The sequence below is a fragment of the Nocardia sp. NPDC059764 genome, assembly GCF_042732555.1.
GTDB lineage: Bacteria > Actinomycetota > Actinomycetes > Mycobacteriales > Mycobacteriaceae > Nocardia.
Genome location: NZ_JBHWHH010000072.1, coordinates 1 through 18,360 on the forward strand (window position 1 = coordinate 1; position 18,360 = coordinate 18,360).

Genomic DNA, 18,360 nt, shown 5'->3' on the forward strand with positions numbered 1-18,360 from the left:
GCTGTCCGCGATCCGAGTTACTGGACGGGCAGGTGAGCCCCGTCGGAATCCGGAACCATGATCGGCGAGGTCGCCGGTTGACGCCGTTCGACAGGCCGGTTGAGTGCGACCGACACCGCCCGGATGGCCGCCGCCGGCTGGGGTTCGCGACCGCACTTGCGGATGAGGTCGAAGAGGTCGCCGTCGAATTTGTCGACGCAGCAGGTGTGCTGATTGCCGACCACCCCGTCGGAGGCGAACTGCAGGATGGTGGGCTTGCGTCCGGACATCACGTTCCAACCCGCGGCGTGGTCGCCGACGCCCTGGTACTGCTCCTTGAACGGGCGGGGTGCGCCGGAGCCGTTGTAATTGCTGGCCCAGATGTCGTAATCACCAGTGAGCGAATCTCCGTACATCCAGAACGGCGTGTACCCGATGACGTACCCGGGGGCACCCCGGTCGGCGAGCTTCTGTTGGGTGAGTTCCACCGCTTGCAGCACCTCGTCGGCGCTGGGCGGGCGCGGGGCATTCGTCGACTGCTCGGCGTCGACCTGCCAGATCCAGGGCCGGTCCGTCCACCACGGCGTCTGCTCGTCGACACAGCTCACCCAGAAATCGACCTGCTCCTCGATGTCTCCCGGCCACAGGAAGTGGTAGCTGCCGAGCACCGGAATTCCCGCGTCGCGAGCCCGCTCGAGGACCGTCTGATAGTGCTGGGATCGCCAGTCGCTGCCTTCGCTGGTCTTGTAGATGAAGAACGAGATCCCGTCATTCTGAGCGGCGACCATATTCATGGGTCCGCGGCCGAAGTCGTAGTCGGAGGCGTCCCAACCCCAGACCGGTGCTGTGTTGGCGACGGTGGTGGTGACGGCCGTGGCGGGCGTCCCGGTGATCTCGGGATGGACCCGGTCCGGCGCGGACCCGCCGGCGAGCTGCTCCAGCTGCGTCATCAGAGCGGCCGAGGTCGCCCAGTGGATGTGGTCGAAGTGGCCGATGGACGAGGGCGGGCCGTAGGGTCCGCCGCCGGGGAACTTCTGCTGATTCTTGACGTAGAACCCGTCATCGTCGGCGAACGGCGTCGAATGGATGAGCTCGACGGTGTAGTTCCAATACCTGTCGTACATCCACTTGGCGAAGTCCCGCATCTTGACGTCATCACGATCGCAGCCGATATCGATGGCCGCAGTCGGCGAGCCCTCGTAGGACAGCCCGTAATGGTGCGATTGCAGCCCATGATCCCCGTCCATGCCACTGGTGATCCGCAGCTCGCCGGCTCTCGGATAGGTCTCGAGAAACTTCACCATCCTCTTACCCAGAGGACCGAGCACAACGCCCGGAAACTGTTGTATGGCCATGACTCTCTCCTCGGTACGGATGGTGTGAAAGACCGCGGAAACCAGGCCGATTTCCGCCGCTCACGGCGACCGACGTGCTGTGAGAATCAAAGAATTGCATCGGGATTCAGCACTGTAACGAGTGTTCTACTACGTGCCTTTCGCCTGATCCGGCCCGAAATCTCAGCCGACCGGCCAGCCAGCCCCCGCCGCCCCGAACCACGGCATGAGACACGCTGACGTCAGAGCAAGTAGTCCGCTACCTGCACCCAATGTCCTGTTCGACCCTGTCCACGATCGCGTCCAGCCCCCACGCGGCATCGATCCGGACTTCATCGGCGAACGGAAGAGGCTGCCACCCGTGTGTCGCTCAGTCACGACACAGGGCCTGCGACGGCAGAAGACCGTCCAGCTTGCGGATGAATCGTGGAAGATGCGGATCCGTCGCGGGAAGCCGATCCGGATCCAGGTCCCACCATCGAGCCCCCTCGAACTCACCTGGATCGAGTGCATAGCTGCGGTCGCGATCGCCGCGGATCACGAACCAGAGCGATACGTCGATATGCCCGGCCGTCAGGCCGACCGTGGTTGTCCGAGTCAGAAACAGCGGGTGCTCACCAACCACGTCGAACACGGGCTCGATACCGAGCTCTTCGCCCGCTTCGCGACGTGCGGCGGTCAGCGGATGCTCCTGCGGTTCAACATGTCCGCCCATCGGCAGATGCAGTCCCGCCATCCGGTGCAGTCCGAGGTAAACCCCGCGCTTGTCCGGATCGACAAGGACGACGTAGGCGACCAGATGAGGCGAGGGCGTCGCGGGTTTGGCACGCCGAAAGATGTCGTCGGTCGACCCCAGCCAATCCAAAGTCGTTGCGATATGCCGCCGTTCGAGATCATCGAACGGCGAGAGGTTCCCAACGATGTTCGAGACCACGGCGGTCGCGGGCTGCATACCGTCGGACCATACACCGACGGTCCGACAACCTCCTCGTATCGGGCACCCGGAGCCTTCGCCGGTGATGCAGCCGGAATCCTTGTCGGAGGGAGTCCGTAGATTCTCCAGTCGTGAGGGACTCATTTGTCTTTCCCCCTGTGCCCAATGGTCTGCCGCCTGGCGGCACAGTCATCGCACGGGGCGGACGGTGGGACGGACGCGAAGTGCTGTGGACCTCCGATGCCAGTCAGCCCGACGCGGGCCTGCTCTGGAGTCAGCTCTACGACCAGCACCCGACCACCGGCTTGTATCCATTGCTTCTCGATGCCCCGAGGGTTGTCGGTTCGCCACCACCTCGCCCTTGGCGCAGTGGAGAACTCGGCTTCACGCCCAAGGAGAGCATCGATGCGCTCGATCCGAATCTCGAACTGCGCGGACTATGGTTCGTCACCGATGACGACATCGAGTACGACCCGCTGAAACCATTCGAGTGGCCAGGACTAGCGGGCTCCCAATGACTTTCCGTGCCGCGTCGGCCGTGCCCTCTTACTCACTAGTCGAGGAAGTAGGCGTCGACCTTCTCCTCGGAATCCAGGATCTCATCCGAAGCCACGCCGAGTGCCACTGCTAGCTCAACCGACCCGACGAGCGCGACCTGCACGTCAGGCGAGAATGCTCGCTCGAGCAGTCCGAGATAGTCCGACATGCTCTGGTCCAACTTTTCCAGAATACCCTGGTACTCGGTGGCGAGCTGTTCGTCGAGCGCGCGCTGTTCGTCGAGGTAACGCTCGATCAGCGCCGACTCTCGCTTCGTCAACGACGATGCGACGGCCTTGTACATCACAATGCCGACCGTGTTGCCGATGACGGCACCGAGGATTGGAATGGGGATGGTCGCCTGGCCGACAGCAGAAGACAGCGCGCGGACTGCGGCCGCCAAGGCGACGAGCTCGGAGGTTTCGATGAACTCCAGTTCGTCGATCTCGTTGCGGCGGAGCTTGTTCGCTTGCTCGGCGATGGTGAAGGATGCGGTGACGATCGAGCCGGCGACGGCCGCGGAGGTAGCGGTAAAGTTCGTGAGCGCGTAGATGCTCAGTCCTCGGCCGCCGCCCTTGCCGAAACCCAGGCCGGTCTCGCCTGCGATGTCGAGCCAGTCCTGCCCGGTGAACTCATTGAGCCTCTTGCCTTCCCGACGCTTGGTGAACACGGCCAGTACGAAAGCTGTCCCTCCTTCTGTCGCGGCAGCCGTGAGTGCGACCGTGCCTCCTTGTCGCAGCGTCGGCCGGCTCTGCTGGTTGGCATCGTCGCGCAGAGACCGGTCCGTGGCGCGGAGCGAGTCCTTTTCCGCCGCCATGGTTGACGTGTAGACATCGCGGTGAACTTCGTCGTACCTGAGCGTCGAGGGTTCGAGCGATTCGATGCCGACTGATCCGGTTCGGAAGAACGCCTGGACTCGTTGCCAGTCCCTGAGGGAAGGTCCGTCGCCGCTGCGTGACAGCAGCTTGCTCGCCTCCTCGGGCGGCAAGGCGTGCAGCCGCTGGATCACCTCGAAATGATTACTGGGGATCTGGTACTTCCCACCGTTGTGCACGTATTCGGGATACTTCTGGAGGTGCTCGGCGATCGCGCCCAGTGAGAAGCGGCCGCCCGCTGCGACGAACTTCTGCTGGATCTCGACACTTCCGCGCATCAGGTCGACGGGTCCGTTGTCGTTCACCCACCGGTGGACGGCCTCGTGGCCGATGATCTGCTTTCGGGCGTTGCCGATCCCGACCTCGGCGATCTCGGCGATGAAGCCGTGCATGCCATGCTGTCCGCCGCGGTTGGCCGCGACCACCTCGAGGTCGATCTTCCTGATGGCTTCATCGACGCTCGTGAGCGCGTCCCGAAGATGCTCGTCCTGCTGGCTGAGCGCACTCAGAAGGTTGTCTATGCGAAGCTGATTGAGATAGCTCACCCAGGACGCGACTGCCTGCTCCTGTGTGTTCGTCACGAACTCGGCAGGATCACTCACTGTCGGCGCCCTGTTCGATGCGCATGCTCAGCATCGTCGCGCACGATTTCGTGTTGTTCACCAACGTAGCGAGTGCCGACCGCTCGGCAGGGGCGAGCGCGTGGAAATCGGCGCGGAAGTGCATCAGCGCTGCGCCGTAACTCTTCACCAGCCCTTCGCGGAGAGAGGTCGTCCGCTGGAGGAGGTCGTCGATCTGAGCATCCATGCTCTTGACGAGCGTGGTGTTGCACTTTATTGCAGTCAGCGCTTCGTGCTTCGCCTCTCGATTCTCGAACTTCTTCTTCGCGAACAGGGCGATTGACGCGAGTAGCGTTGCGCCCGCGATGGTCCAGCCGATCGGGCCGGCCAGCGCGAGCAGTGTGGTGCCTGCCGCAGTGCCCCCGTCGCCGGCGGCCAGCGCGCCTCCACCTAGCCACGCCAGTGCTGCCTGGCTGGCTGCCGCCCCGGAAAGGGTCGAGATCGCGGTCCCGGTCGACGCCGTCCCGAACGTGGTGGCGACCCATATCGCCGCCGACGGTGCCAAGCCCGCTACCGCGGTGCCCGCCGCGAACCCGGCGCCGGCGCTGGCAACCGACAGCCGCGCCGCTTCCAGCTCTTTCTGAGCGAATTCCTCCGCGTGCAGGAAACGCTTCCTGTGCACCTCGATCTCGTCGAAGTCGGTATCGAATGACTTAGGCGTGTTGGCGATGCTGTTCACCAACTGCTCGACCAGCTCGATCAGGTCCGTCGAACGTTCGCGCTGACGCAACAGAGACAGGCCCCGGTCAGCCATCGCGGTGAAGCTGCCGTTGTATTCCGCAACGGCCACTTCGTAGGGGTCCGGCTTCTTCACAGTCAGCTTCTCGACCCTGCCTTTGGCAGCGTCCTTGACATTGCCGACCTGCCCCACGAACTGCGTTGAAGCGGTTCGTGCGGCCTTGCCGATACCGTCGACAGTCCTGCCGATGCCCTCCTTGGCATTGCCTACGTTGAGCTTGGCGTTGCCGACGCCGAGCTGTTCTTCCATCGCACCCTCCAGGACCATTGCGGCTCAACAACGTAACGGGAGAATATCGACCGCATGTGGCAGATTGGCCGGGACGCGCATGATCCAAGTCCAACGTGCGAATCGTGTCCAACCGGCCATCGACCCGGTCGAGCTTCGTTGCCAGCCCTGTTGTTGCTGATTCTTCGAAGGCTGGTATGACGGAGTTCTACTCGGCAATGGCCCAGCGGGAAAGTCTCCGGAATGCCTTGCGGCCGTTGACCTGCCGAAGAGGTCGCGGTCACTGTCACCCTGCTCCGAGGGGCTGGCTGCGGACTTTACTAGGGCCGCGGCCGTTGGTCGACGTGTCTAATGACTGGTCCGCGCGGCAGTCGCTAGAGCTCGAATTCGATGTCGGCCACCTGGACGGGGGTGGTGATCGGCTTTGTCGAAGTGACCTGGTATTCGCCGTCGGAAGGGCCGGTGTGGAGGGTCCAGGTTTCCCGGGCGGGGTCGACGATCAGGTATTCGGGGACGCCGGCCTCGGCGTAGATGCGAGCCTTGTCGATGTAGTCGGCCTCGATGCTGCTGGGGGAGACCACCTCGAAGAATGCCAGTGCGTTTCGGGCGTGCAGCGGCTCGCCTTTGCGGAAGATTGCGACATCCGGGGCTTTGTCGTTTTCACCGGTACCAGCGATCTTCACATCCGATGTGGTCGCGAGCGCCGCGTCGGCGAGTCGGACCCGAAAAGCGATCTCCTGGATGATGTTCCAGTGTTCGGGTCGTTGAGGGGACACCACGATCACGTCGCCTTTCGCGTCCGCGCGAAATCCTTCGGGTACGTCCATGCCGGCCGCGACTTCCACGAGCTGGTGGTGCAGGCTCATCGGGGCTCCTCGTTCTCAGTGGCCGTAGCAATGATAGCCAGCAACAGCTACTCAGATACGAGTAGAGCCGGTCCGAAGACCGGCTCTACTGTTCTGTCGGGCTGACAGGATTTGAACCTGCGACCACCTGACCCCCAGTCAGAAGTAGATACCCGATACGGACATTCTGTACCTGCAACGCTCGTTGCTGCTGCGTGTGGTGTGAGCATACGCGCTGATCACGGGTGTTGCGAGCGGAACGGGTGGTCCACGTTCGGTCCACAAACTGGCCTGGTGAAACAGCGTGTGGTCCGCGATTGGTCCATGGATTCGTTGGCGGCGATGAGCACCGTCGCCGTCCGTCTTTCGGGGATTCGTCTCCGCACTGAGGTCATGCGGGCAGAGCTGGCGGGTGTGTTGTTCGTCGATCGTGGGCGTCGACCAGGACACCTTTCTGGGCGTATATCCAGCAAAATTCCGTGCGGCCTATGTCGGACTCTGTGTTCGGGTGTGGTCACAGTCCGCGGTCGTGGCTGATGATCGCCTTCATGATTTCGCTGGAGCCGCCGTAGATCCGGCTCACGCGGCGGTCGGGTACGCCGCGGCAGAATCGGCTGTCCTCGACGTATTCGGGGTGCCGAGTAGTTGCTGGCATGGGTCGGCGACGCGACCCTGCAGTTCCGTGCGGTAGAGCTTCGCCATCGCCGCGTCTGTGGGGGTGAGCAGTTTGCGGTCGAGTTCGATCTGCCATCGATCGTTTAGGCTTTGTCCGGCCTCGTCGGGCGATGTAGCCGGTGACATGTCGTTGCCGCAGTTCGGAATACGCGCCGGGATAGTCGTATCTCTTGTCGGCGATCAGGTTGGTGATCCGGCGGCGGGGTTGGCCCGCCTGGCCGCGCAGAGGGCGGACCCGGTCGAGCAATGTGGGCAGCATCAGGTGGTCGTTGACATTGGCCGCGGAAAGAGCGATCGCAAGCGGGAATCCGTTCGCGCAGGTCAGGATGTGGTGTTTGGAACCGGTCTTGACGCGGTCGACCGGGCTGGACCTGTTGCGGCGGCCCCTCTTCTCGCCCGCGCGTGCGAGCCGTCGACCATGACCCGGTCGAAGTCGATCAACCGGGCCGCATGGGCACGGGCGAGCACGGCCTGATGAATCTGCTCGAATGCCCGGCGGCTTGCCAGGCCCTGTAACCTGCGCCAACATGTCATTCCGGACCCGAACCCCAGCTTTTGGGGCAGGCTTTCCCATCCGATCCGATCAGCACGAACAAGATCACCTGCAGGGGCCAGGCGGGAGTCCATCTGCGCCGGTCCCGGTGTCCCGTCCGGTTTCACCGGCAGTAACGGTTCAACTACCGCCCACAACTCGTCATCCAAGATCGAGGGTGCTGCCACAGCGAAACATCCTGCACTGCAACATGACTCGACTCCACCTGGCTGAACCTGTTAGGAGCTCTTAACCTCGCCTGGATCAGGTACGTGATCCAGGCGGGAAGTCCGGGCGCCGATCCGCGGATGCGGGAAGGACGACCTGAATCGCATTGCAGACATCGCGTGCCAAAACCAGCGCCTCCCCACGCGGGGCAGTAACACGGCTCCGATCCCCGTTGATGCGCTGACCGGGCGATCTCGAAGCCCGCGAATTAAACGAAGGGGAACACGTGAAACAAGCCACCAGGATCTCCAGCCTCGCAGCTATGGCGCTACTGCTCGCCGCTCCGACCGCAGCGGCCGTCCCGACCGCCAGTGGAGGCGACGACGGCCTCCAATCGGGGGTGCCTGTCGTGAAAGCTGGCGACTACTGCGGCAACACCTACGGCGCGTACGCGACGGTCGGGCAATTCAGCGACGGCGCCACGGCCTACTGCGTGCGGGTAGCCGCCACCGATGCTTGGGTGTGGTCGCGGACCAGCCAGATGATGCCCGTAGACCCGCACAATCGGGTGCATGTCGGTGACGGTTGCTTCGTCGAGGGCGCGATGTGGACGGACTACCGGAGTGGCTGGCAGATCTTCTGCCGCAAGACGGTGAATGGTCGGATGCGTGGGGATTTGCGGTGGCAGTTCTAGATCCGCACTGACCTCGCCAGCCCGGCAGGTTGGAGGGACTGCTGCAAGATCAGGTGACAGGTCAAGTTGTCGCCTACCTGTGCAACAGTCCCGACGTCGCGCGAGCCGTGCCAGACGTACGCCGACTGTCCGGCTGCGGCGAGTCAATCGCGCACGCAGAATTCATGCCCTTCGGTTTGTGTCTGGTCGCCCCATGGTGCCGGTACGCTCTATGCGATCAGTGCTCGTGCGTGGGGGTCATGCGATGGGGAAAACACTTCTTCGGCTGAGTATTAGGGCTGCGCGAGGTTTGGATCATGAGTGTCATCGATCCAGGGCGGTCTCGTTGAGACCGGGCTCGGTCGTCTCCCAGGGTAGGTCGACGCGTGGGCGTTTCGAGCAGTTTGTTCTCGGTGCCGTGATGGATGCGCTGGACTTGATCGAATTCGGAAACGTGGGCATCGACGACGCTCTGGGCAGTTTGGCGAAGCGGAGGACGCTACTGCATCCAGCGGCTGAGCGATACGCCGAACACGCCATTCGTTCGTATACGGAGAACCGCCCGTCGGAATCGGTGCCGACGAGGCCGGTGCGAGAGTGGTGGGTCGCACAGCGGGACAGCCCGAATGCGTTGTGGGAGATGTGGGCCTGGGGCCGTCGCTACGAATCGGTCGATACGGGAGTTCGGGAACTGCGCCTATTGCGGACAGGGTCGGTTGCCGGGCTTGAGGATGACAGGGATCTTGCTGCCACGGCAATCGCGGCATACGTCGTTGCGTTCGGCGCGGCCGGTCGATGGCCGCGGCGGTGGTCCGACCCTTTCGAACTCGGGGATCGGGAAGACATTCGGCGGGCGCGGGTACTGGAGGTGGGGTTGCTCGACGGGTCGGTTCGGGTCCTGTTCGACGGGACATCCCAACAGGCCCAACGTCTTTACACGCGATACGGCCGCGATGTGGTGGCCGAACTGGCTCGCCGAGACGATCCACGTCCGGGTAGGGCATGCGGGGAGTGCAAAGTAATGCACCGATGCGACGCCCTAGTACGGATTCCTGGTTTGCTGGGAGTGGACGCGCGGTCCGTGCCGCGGCGGACGACCTCGATCAGCGACTTGCGTTATTACCGAACGTGTCCGGCGCAGAGCTACATGTACGGCCTTCGCTTGCCGCGAATTTCGGAGTACGGCAACCGGGCGGTCCTGGGCCATGGGGTGCACCAGTGGCTGGAGGACATCCATGGGTCCGACGACCCCGCGTGCACGCCGGAACGGTTGCCTTCAGGACAGGACCCGTGGACCGCAAGCAAGTGGGAGATCACCGGTGCGGACGCGGCCATCGGCGAGGCGATGCTGAGCAACCATTTGGATGTATGTCCGTTTTCGACGGATGCACCGATCACGGAGATTCGCACCGAACCCACGCTCAGCTTCTTCGACCCTGCGGCGCAAGCCGTGATGATCGCCAAACCCGATCTGTTGTACTGCGAGAACGGCGGATGGGTGTGGCGCGAGACCAAGACCACCCAGCGGACGCTGCGGGGTGTGGGCGATGACCTGCTGGACGAGTACCCACAGCTCGCGTTGGCGTTGGTCGCTCTGAGCGCGGGTGCACTCGGTGGCAGGTGCGACACCGCACGGGTGGAACTCGAGATCCTTCATCCTGACAGTGCCGACCTGCATCTCATGGATCCGACGGACCCCGCCAGAGTTGCGCACGCACGGCGTGTTCTGCGGGAACTGGCTGCTCCCTGGCGCCTCGACGAGGCATTCGAGCCTCGCCCGGCCGAGAGTTGTCGGTGGTGTCCTGTATCCAAGTGGTGTCCGAGTTCTCCTGACCTTCAACCCGAATGAATCGGAGGCCGCACCGCGATGCCGCCCACCATGGGGACCACGACGCCGGTCATCGACAGCGAATCCGTTGTGCGACTTGTCGCCACCGCGATGGTGCAGCTGTCTCAGCAACGCAGTCCGGGGAAGGCGATCTATCCCGACAGCGTTCAGAAAGCGCTGAACCAGGTCGTCCTCCTCGCGTTGGAACGCGGAGCCGCGCCACCGCACAGTGTGGCCGATCTGGTTCGCTGGGCGCAGCGACCGCTGGGTGAATGGCCTTTGGACCTGCCTGCCGATCTCGCGGCCGACGACACGATTCTGGTCGATCCGGACACGATGACTCCGACGCAACGATGCCTGGAATGGCTGGTCGATGCCGGGGACACGCTTGCTGAGCTGGTCGAGAACAAGGTAATGCTCGGGGTGTTGGCGAAAACGCGCACCGCGCAAGCACCGGATTCCTACACCGAATTTCGCAAGCTTCTCGTCACCCAGCCGGTGTTGACTCGGTCCGAGTTCTTGTCACTGACCACGAACACGATCGAGCTGGAACTGTTGGACGAGCAGATCAAGTATTCATACCGACCTGCGCCACCGTCGTTGCGCCGCAACGGGGTTTTCCGGCGGTGTGGACGTTGCAAAGGACTGCTGGTCCCGGTGGGCATGGACGGTTACCGATGTGAACTCGATCGGTGCCGCCGCGAGGGCGTCGCTCTGGGCGACACGATCGACGCGGGGCGGCATCAACTTGTGTATCAGCTCCTGCGTCCGCTTCGCGTGTTCGTCACCGGCCCCGGGCTCGCGGAAACCGACCTGCAGCGAGACTTGGAGTCGCTCGGCTCGACTGTGGAGATGTGGCCCGAGCACGACACCTATGACCTGCGCGTCACATTCGACAACGGGAGCGTATGGGCGATCGATGTGAAGGACTACGCGAATCCGGCGTTATTGGCCCGCCGGGCCACCCCGTTGCCGAAGCACCCGCCCTATCACCGTGCCTTTCTCGTGATTCCGCAGTACCGCTTCGATGAGCGCCCCGACTACCGGGTCGTCTTCCACCACCACGTGGACCCGGAAGTCCGCGAGCACCTCGAACTGGTGACCGACACCGAGGTCGTGGCCGCGGCCCGGAAGCAACTTCGTGGTTGCGTTGCCCACCGTGCCGAACGGAAGGAACGATAGTGCGGACTCGTAGCGGATGGCATGAGAAGCTCGGCGCGCAGTTGCGGCATGTCTGGCCGACGACGTTGGCAGGATTTCGGCCGGGTGACCTCCTCGACGTCGAACTCGGTCTCTACCTGCAGAATTGCCTGAACCCGCACCGCAATGCCAGCGATGCCTGGGCATTGCTGACCGGCTACCCGTTTGGTGAAGCCTTCGGCGATGTTACTGCACCTGAACATCGACGCCGAATCGGCCGAGCACGGCACTATCTGTGGGATCTCCGGCGACGACACGAGTGGCTTCAGCATCTCGCGCGCTATCTGACCGTGCCGGTCGACCTCCGAGGCTTCGATTTTCCGGACGTCGACAGTCCACCGGTGCGTCTGGTGGTGAGCCGGGCAACGGATCGCTTCGAGGAGTTCGAACGGCTGTTGGACTCGGCGCCTGACTTCGCGACGCACAAGGTCGCCGTCGCCGAGCCAGGTGAATATGACTTCCTGGTTCGTGACAGCTGGCAATCCGTCACATTTCCCAAGAAACTGATCCAAAGCTGTCCGGAAACACCCGCACACCAACTGGATCGAGCGGCGATCGGCGAGGGCGGGCCCGTTGATGTCACCTGGGAACAACTCCGGCAAGCCGCCCAGGAGATGGACGAAGCCGAACCGAGCGACCGGGACCGAAACTGGCTGGCCCGACTCGATCGGGTTCGTTTGCTCACCCGCAACACCGAACTGGGGAGGTTCTCTCGCTCGGAGTCCTTGCATATCGATCGCCTGCTAAATCTGGTCGGAATGGTCGGTGCCGGAAAATCGACTCTGCGTGACATCCTGGCCTACTGGGTTACCAAGAAGCAGGGACGTCGGGTCACCATCGTGGTCGGCGATGTTGCCGAAGTACTCGCTGTGACAGAACGTTTCGCCGGCTTGGGGGTTACTGCGGCACCTGTCTTGGGCCACTCGACGCGCGACCGGAATATCGAAAGGCTGCATCGTCGTCTCGCGAGCGCTGGCGCGGAAAGCATGCTGGCGCACGATCATCCCGGATTCGCCTACCTCAGTAGCGCGTGCCCGACCGATGCGTTGCGTGGTGTGCAGGCGCGCAAGGCACTGAGGATCGGCGAGGCGCCCTGTTACAACCTGTACGCGGCTGACACCGACTCTGACTCTGATGAGCCGGAGCTGGAGTCGCGTCGATTCCGCCTGGGTCGGCACTCGTGCCCCCTGTGGTCCAGTTGTCCGCGACATCATGCGTCACGGGTCTTGGTCGATGCCCTGCTCTGGGTTGCAACTCCGGCCGGACTGGTCCACAGCGCGGTGCCCGTATCGCAGAACCGAGAGCAGATCAGATACCTCGAATTGGCATGCCGCACCAGTGGACTCATCGTCATCGACGAAGCTGATCGGGTGCAGATGCAGTTGGACAGCATCTTCGCCCCGGCGACCACTCTGGCCGGACGTTCTCCCAACTCCTGGCTGGACGAGGTCGCCGGCCACAAGATCAGTGAACTAGCTCGCGATGGACGCCTGCAATTGTCACGACACGATGTGGACGACTGGACCAACGCGGTGAACACCGTGAATTCGGCAGTAGACCGGTTCTATGGTTTGGTTATCAACCATCCGGAACTGCTGGTCTGGATCGGTGAAGACTACTTCAGCGCACTGACGCTGCACCGCCAGTTCATAGCCGACTGGTTCCCGCGGCGACGTGGCGCAGACGGCAGTCCTGAACAGCTCCCGGCCGAGGTCGCCGAACGGGTTGAACGACTGAACGCGGTACTGGACCGGTTCCGTGACGATCCCGTGCGCGAACGAGACGACGATGAAGGCAATTCCGACGATATCGAGCAGGTCAATGCGCTCGTACGGATGACTCTCGGGCTGCTGCACGCGCAACGGGAATCCTCGACAAGGCAACGCGTCAGGAACGTACTTCTCGATTTCGTCGGCACCGACATCATCGCCGAGGACGAAATCGAGCAGTACACACTGCGATTCGAATTCACGTTGATCCTGGCCGCCCTGCACAACCGGCTCGACTTCATGACCACCTTGTGGCCCCGTGTCGAAGCCGCCCTGAATCTGGAGACCACTTCGAACGTTCTCTCACGACGCCCACCCAAGGACTACGAGCCGATCATCCCCGAATCGCCGATGGGCAATATCCTCGGCTTTCAGTTTCGTCCAGGGGAACGTGACGGCGATGGATATCGAAGCGGTGAGTTGCGATTCTTCCGGTGCAACGGAGTCGGTCGTGAACTTCTACTGTCGCTTCACGATCTCCCCGCGGTAGACGCTCGACCGGGAGCCAACGTCCTCCTCATGTCCGGCACCAGTTGGGCGGGGACGTCGAGCCGGTTCCACATCCACGCTGAGGTCGGCGCGATTCTGCAACCGCATGAGGACGAGATCCGTGCGGTACGTCAGACCAGCTTCCGGCCCGGCTACCTCTATTGGCCCGGAGCCGAGAACACGCCGGAACCGATCCGGCTCTCCGGTGTCAAGACCGAGCACCGCAGAACAGCCTTGCAGCAAATGCTCACCCAGCTTGCCACCCCTGATCGCAGTCTCATCGACTCGATCAGCCCGCTGCAGATCGAGCTGGACGAGATCCGGTGCGAGGATGCAGATCGTGCCCGGGTATTGCTCTTGGTCGGCAGCTACGACGACGCGAAGTTCGCAGCGGCGACCCTGAACGCCATGCCGGAATGGACAGGCCGGATCACCCAGCTCATCGCCGACGACGCGGATTTCGACGATTCGTGGTCCGCAGTCGACGGGACCGGGGACGCACACCGGCTCCGCAGAGGAGATGTCGCGAAGTTCACCGGCGAGGTTCTGATCGCGCCCCTGCTCGCGGTGGAACGCGGCCACAACATCGTGCTGGCCGACGGTAAAGCGGCAATCGGTACGGTCTACTTTCTAGCGCGCCCGCACCCGCGTCCCGACGACATCAGCATGGCGGTCCAGGCCATCAACGACTGGGCGGTCCGTGAGGTTCGCGGTACCGGTTTCGCACGAAAAGCGTTGCGCTCGAACACCCCCGACCTGGCGGGCGTACGATTCCGGGCGCGCGCGACTGCGGAATGGCACCGCTTGTTGACTCGCCGCATCGCCTGGTCCAGCCTCGATGACGACGATAAAGGTCCGTTCACTTGGGATCAACTGGTCGTCATGTGGCAGGTCATCGGCCGGCTCGTACGTGGCGGCGTTCCGGCGCGGGTCGTGTTCGTCGACGCGGCGTTCGCACCGCGCGAGGCGGCCTTCCGTGGAACCGATACTGCCGCGACCAGCTTGCTCACCAGCATGCGCGAGGTTCTCGCGCCCTTCTTCGACGAAGACTCCGACACCGATCCCATGGATCGCTCGTTGGTGCAGGCACTGTACGAACCGCTTTTCCTCGCCCTGCGGTCGCTTGACGCCGCGTTCATCTGAGACTCGGAAGGAATCTGATGGCACCACGCTACGATCTGCTCAAGACCGCCGCGTTCGTCCCCCGGCCCGGTATCGATACTCTTCCTCAGTCGTTCTACACGCTGACATTTCCTGATTCGTGGGAAGAACCGATCCTTGACCTTTACCGGTCCACAAAACCGGAAGCGCGGCGCGCAAAGGTGCACCGGGTTCCGATCCGGGCGCTGAATGCGGTCCTGCGGACAGTGACGCCCGACGTAGTCCCTGTCGCCCGCGACGCCGAATTCGAGCACGACCGGCCGTGGCTGTACTCGCGAGAACAGGTCCAGTCCTTGCCTTTTCGTCGCATCCTGCAGACGTGGCTGCGTGCCATGAACCCGACAGATGAAGGTTTCGCCCAGTTCAAGCAGACCATGAGCAGGATTGAGATCGACAAGCTGGAATGGAAGCAACACCCGGTCGATCTGCTCGAAGGCACCGTATCGGAAGGAGGCACGTGCGTACCCGACTCCCGTCTGTACACCTTGCTCCCCGCGATGGTCGCCGAACGTATTCAGGCTCTCGCCCCATATGAACACGCGGGAAAGATCCTCAGATTCAAACAAGTCACCACCGGCGGCTATGGCGGCGCGGAGCTCATGTCCTGGCCTCCGGAAGAGTATCCTCCCACTGTCAAGAACTCCGGTGCGGGGGCGTCGCCGCTGCGATACTCGGGCCTTATCCGCGTCACGTTGCGCACGGTGCCCTTCAGCCCCGTTCCTCGAATTCACGTTAGTTTCGGAATTCGCCGGTGGGTCACCAAACCCCAGCCGTTCACCAGGGGAAAGGGGATCAGTGCGTACCTGCTGGCTATCGACCCCCTGATGAATGATGCGCCCCAACCGGGCAGATTCGCCATCGCCACGATCGAGCGGATCCCGAAGACCGATTCGATGCGATGGCGCTATGGCGGCCCGGAAGGGTTGCTCACCAACCTCTCGGCGATAGAGAACCTGCCGGATCCCACTGTCTTTGTGAAAGAACCAGGCAACTGGATCGATGGGCGAGACGGTGTAGACGCTGCTCTCGTGCACCACGCCGTAATGGGCACCCACGGCATCGGGACCGGACTCATGCCCGCGGAACGCCACCGCCTGTTCGAATGGGTGAGCCAAGCGCTGGCACCGGACTTCATCCCCGCCGATCCACTGGTCCGCAGCAAGATTTCACGTCGGCAGCCGCGGCAGTTGGCGAGAAACGTGTCGGTACCTACCGACAGTGCTGCCGAGGAAAAGGCACGCCAAGCCCGTCTGCGGAATGTCGAGATCGACCGGGCCAATGCGCTAATCCGGCGGGAATCGGTCGCTGCGGCCACCGGCGGCACGCTGTCGATACTGGTGCTTCATCAAAATGACGATCGCATCCATTCCGAGATCAAATCCGTGATCGAATCAACTCTCGGACTGGAAGATTTTCTGACCGAGGAAACCTCGTCGACGTGGGAATGGAAGGCGCCAGGATTAGCCCTCACCGTGAGACTGGAACCCCTGGGCGATCTCGGCGCACCGTTGGAATGGGAGGGTAAGGCACCCTCTCGGGGGAAGAAACATCAACAAGCGATCGATGAACGGCGGCGCGCAACCGCGAGTCGCATCCGCGATATCGCCGAAAGCTCGTCGATAGCACCGAAACTGGGAATTATAGTCCTGCGTGGGAAAGAGGGCTTCCCTCAGCGCGCCACCGATCCCAAGTTCTCCATCAGGATGGGATTCGCCGAGCAGGGAATTGTCACGCAATTTCTGCGTCCCATTGCCAAGGAAGTCGATCTCAAAAGCCTCGACCATCGAGTTCGAGGTGCTTGGGACGATTGCCTTCGGCAAGTCGGAGCTCGCTTCATACCCCAGTCGAACTCGACGGTCGACATTCCGGAGAACCTGAACCAGGTCGCACTGTGGCTGGTGAAGCGGCAAGTGGACGACACCAACAGCCTGCCCCAGTTCACGCCGATCGCGGTGCTCATCCGCCCCGGACAAGCCTCGATCATGGCGTGCAGCCCGCTGCAACACGGATGGGTGCCGTATCCCGAACTGCTCACCAGCCTTGCAGGGCAGGTTCGAACCTCGGAGTTCAAAACTGTTGATGCGCAACGGCAACTCACGGCACGATTCGTTCAGCAACTCATCGCGGGCCTGCGGGGCAAGCCGACTCTGCTCCTGACCCACGCCCAAAACACGCGCGACCGATGGCCTTGGCTGCGGAATCGCGATCTGGTCGACGGACGAGTGAGCTTGGGCGACGGACCGCTGCAAAGACTCTCGCTGCAGGGACCGCATCTGCGCATCGTTCGTGTGGCCACTCATGATCGCGACGAAACTCCACCATGCTGGGGACTCGACGAGGATGGAAACGTCGGCATCAGCAAGGGGCTCTGGATTCCGGCCGATCACGACCCTGACACCCGGGTCTTCTTCAGCACCAGCGAAAAGTCCAGCACCCAGACCTCACTTCGGATCCAGGACACCAAACTCACCCCGTACATCGGAGCATCAGGTGTCAGCGAGCCGCGGCCCGACAAGAACGCGTGGAATCCGAACTTGCTTGAGCTCGCGATGATTGGATTCTCCGACCGCGACGAAGCCGAACGGTGGGCCTTCTATCTCCATCAACAGCGATCGGCGGAGGACTATCGCGACGAGCTGAAACTCCCACTGGCCCTGCACGTCGCTCAGCTGGCCAACGCCTACGCACTGCCGTACGACGATGAAGATGAGGACGACGATGATGTTCCGAGCGATAGCGCAGACGACGATTCAGGCGAAGCGCAGCTGGCATTCGAATTCTGATCGGAACCCGAAGCCGTGACATCCCCTCATCACCGTAAAACCCTGTGGGCGTGGAATATGGGGTGGTTCGCGTCGGCTGACACCCACTATCGCGATGCGTTCCATACGGTGAGGCCGGTGGCAGCTGGGTTCGGCACCACGAACGCCACCGAGTGCTTGGCACGGGTCACGGCCACGTACAGCCCACATGCGGTCTTCGGCTTGAGCATGGTCCCTGTCGTGAGGAAGGCGGTGACGGTTTTCGTCGGGTAGATGACCACTCGGTCGAAGGTCAGTCCCTTTACGGTCCCGAAGTTGCAAAACGACAGCTCCACGTCGTTCGCCGTGGTGATCCGGTCTCGTAGTGCCTGCGGATTGAACTGGCTTACGTAAGCCGCAACGTCGGCTTCGGCGATCGCGAAGACCCCGTCGTGACCTGTGATCTCGGTCTGCTTCGAGACTGTCGGCTCGAAGCAGAGCTGAGTGGTGAAGAGCGCATCGGAGAAGTCGGCGATCGCTTGGTTAGCGCGCCAGGTCTCCTGGTTGTAATGGACGTCGAGGAGGCCTGATGCTCGGTGCAATTCGAACCAGTCAAGCATCTTCAGGTCTCGGAATTGTTTGTAGGTTTGGTCCCGAGGGTTGGTTGCGAACATCGATTGCCGCACGTCACCGACCATGTGGACATCGATGCCTGGAAATTCCATGAGTTGCTCGACGATGTGGAGGTCGGACCCGGTCAAGTCTTGCACCTCATCGATGTAGATCTCGTCGTAGATGTGAGAGAGCCGGTCGACCACAGCACCGTTGCTCGTGACGGATACGTCGTAGGCCAGCTTGGAGAGATGACGTCGGTACGCGCGCCCATCGTCATCGAAGAAGCGAGCAGTCCCCTTGGCGTACATCCCAGGGTCACCATCGAAGTTGAGACCAAGCAGACGCTGTCCAGGGAAGTGGAGTGGCAGATAGGGTCGGACGCAGTGCCGAAGCAGAAACGCGAACCAGCCCATGACCT

The 18,360-nt window shown here is 62.6% G+C and carries 14 protein-coding genes and 1 pseudogene; 6 read left to right on the forward strand and 9 right to left on the reverse strand.

Annotated features, from left to right (window positions below; genetic code table 11):
* Window positions 1-17: 17 nt before the first annotated feature.
* On the reverse strand, window positions 18-1,334 hold the full coding sequence (locus ACFV4K_RS17840) for a GH25 family lysozyme (protein WP_379276056.1): 1,317 nt from the start codon (window positions 1,332-1,334) through the stop codon (window positions 18-20).
* A gap of 349 nt (window positions 1,335-1,683) precedes the next feature.
* Window positions 1,684-2,265, reverse strand: coding sequence for an NUDIX hydrolase (locus tag ACFV4K_RS17845; RefSeq protein ID WP_379276058.1), 582 nt, complete (start codon window positions 2,263-2,265; stop codon window positions 1,684-1,686).
* Between the two features lie 206 nt (window positions 2,266-2,471).
* Between ACFV4K_RS17845 and ACFV4K_RS17850 the strand changes: the two genes are divergently transcribed.
* Window positions 2,472-2,765, forward strand: coding sequence for a hypothetical protein (locus ACFV4K_RS17850; RefSeq protein ID WP_379276060.1), 294 nt, complete (start codon window positions 2,472-2,474; stop codon window positions 2,763-2,765).
* A 35-nt stretch (window positions 2,766-2,800) separates the two neighbouring features.
* On the opposite strand, the gene ACFV4K_RS17855 is transcribed toward ACFV4K_RS17850, so the two are convergent.
* The 6 genes and pseudogenes from ACFV4K_RS17855 to ACFV4K_RS17880 all read right to left on the reverse strand — a co-directional run bounded on the left by ACFV4K_RS17855 (window position 2,801) and on the right by ACFV4K_RS17880 (window position 7,486).
* Entirely contained in the window at window positions 2,801-4,261 is a 1,461-nt protein-coding gene (locus ACFV4K_RS17855; RefSeq protein ID WP_379276061.1) for a hypothetical protein, read from the reverse strand.
* Entirely contained in the window at window positions 4,254-5,267 is a 1,014-nt protein-coding gene (locus ACFV4K_RS17860) for a hypothetical protein (protein ID WP_379276062.1), read from the reverse strand. Before ACFV4K_RS17860 ends, ACFV4K_RS17855 begins: the two co-directional genes overlap by 8 nt.
* A 353-nt stretch (window positions 5,268-5,620) precedes the next feature.
* Window positions 5,621-6,112, reverse strand: coding sequence for a Uma2 family endonuclease (locus ACFV4K_RS17865; protein WP_379276064.1), 492 nt, complete (start codon window positions 6,110-6,112; stop codon window positions 5,621-5,623).
* Window positions 6,113-6,605: 493 nt separating this feature from the next.
* On the reverse strand, window positions 6,606-6,746 hold the full coding sequence (locus ACFV4K_RS17870; protein ID WP_379276093.1) for a hypothetical protein: 141 nt from the start codon (window positions 6,744-6,746) through the stop codon (window positions 6,606-6,608).
* Window positions 6,747-6,800: 54 nt separating this feature from the next.
* Window positions 6,801-7,115: pseudogene (locus ACFV4K_RS17875) on the reverse strand (transposase); the annotation flags it as partial.
* Complete coding sequence (locus ACFV4K_RS17880; RefSeq protein ID WP_379276066.1) at window positions 7,088-7,486, reverse strand: transposase; 399 nt, start codon at window positions 7,484-7,486, stop codon at window positions 7,088-7,090. The gene ACFV4K_RS17880 and the pseudogene ACFV4K_RS17875, both read right to left, overlap by 28 nt.
* 302 nt (window positions 7,487-7,788) lie before the next feature.
* On the opposite strand from ACFV4K_RS17880, the gene ACFV4K_RS17885 reads away from it, so the two are divergent.
* From ACFV4K_RS17885 to ACFV4K_RS17905, 5 genes are all read left to right on the forward strand, one after another.
* Window positions 7,789-8,160 (forward strand): hypothetical protein, encoded by a 372-nt coding sequence (locus ACFV4K_RS17885; protein ID WP_379276067.1) that lies wholly within the window; start codon window positions 7,789-7,791, stop codon window positions 8,158-8,160.
* A 400-nt stretch (window positions 8,161-8,560) separates the two neighbouring features.
* Window positions 8,561-9,988 carry a PD-(D/E)XK nuclease family protein gene (locus ACFV4K_RS17890; protein ID WP_379276069.1) on the forward strand — a complete coding sequence of 476 codons (1,428 nt, stop codon included), beginning with the start codon at window positions 8,561-8,563 and terminating at the stop codon, window positions 9,986-9,988.
* 18 nt (window positions 9,989-10,006) lie between these two features.
* Window positions 10,007-11,149 (forward strand): hypothetical protein, encoded by a 1,143-nt coding sequence (locus ACFV4K_RS17895; RefSeq protein ID WP_379276071.1) that lies wholly within the window; start codon window positions 10,007-10,009, stop codon window positions 11,147-11,149.
* Complete coding sequence (locus ACFV4K_RS17900) at window positions 11,149-14,568, forward strand: hypothetical protein (RefSeq protein WP_379276072.1); 3,420 nt, start codon at window positions 11,149-11,151, stop codon at window positions 14,566-14,568. Before ACFV4K_RS17895 ends, ACFV4K_RS17900 begins: the two co-directional genes overlap by 1 nt.
* 17 nt (window positions 14,569-14,585) lie before the next feature.
* The gene (locus tag ACFV4K_RS17905; RefSeq protein WP_379276074.1) at window positions 14,586-17,369 is read left to right on the forward strand and encodes a pPIWI_RE module domain-containing protein; all 2,784 of its coding nucleotides are present in this window, start codon (window positions 14,586-14,588) and stop codon (window positions 17,367-17,369) included.
* An 86-nt stretch (window positions 17,370-17,455) separates the two neighbouring features.
* On the opposite strand, the gene ACFV4K_RS17910 is transcribed toward ACFV4K_RS17905, so the two are convergent.
* A complete protein-coding gene (locus ACFV4K_RS17910; RefSeq protein WP_379276076.1) occupies window positions 17,456-18,250 on the reverse strand; it encodes a hypothetical protein in 795 nt (264 codons plus the stop codon).
* Between the last annotated feature and the right edge of the window lie 110 nt (window positions 18,251-18,360).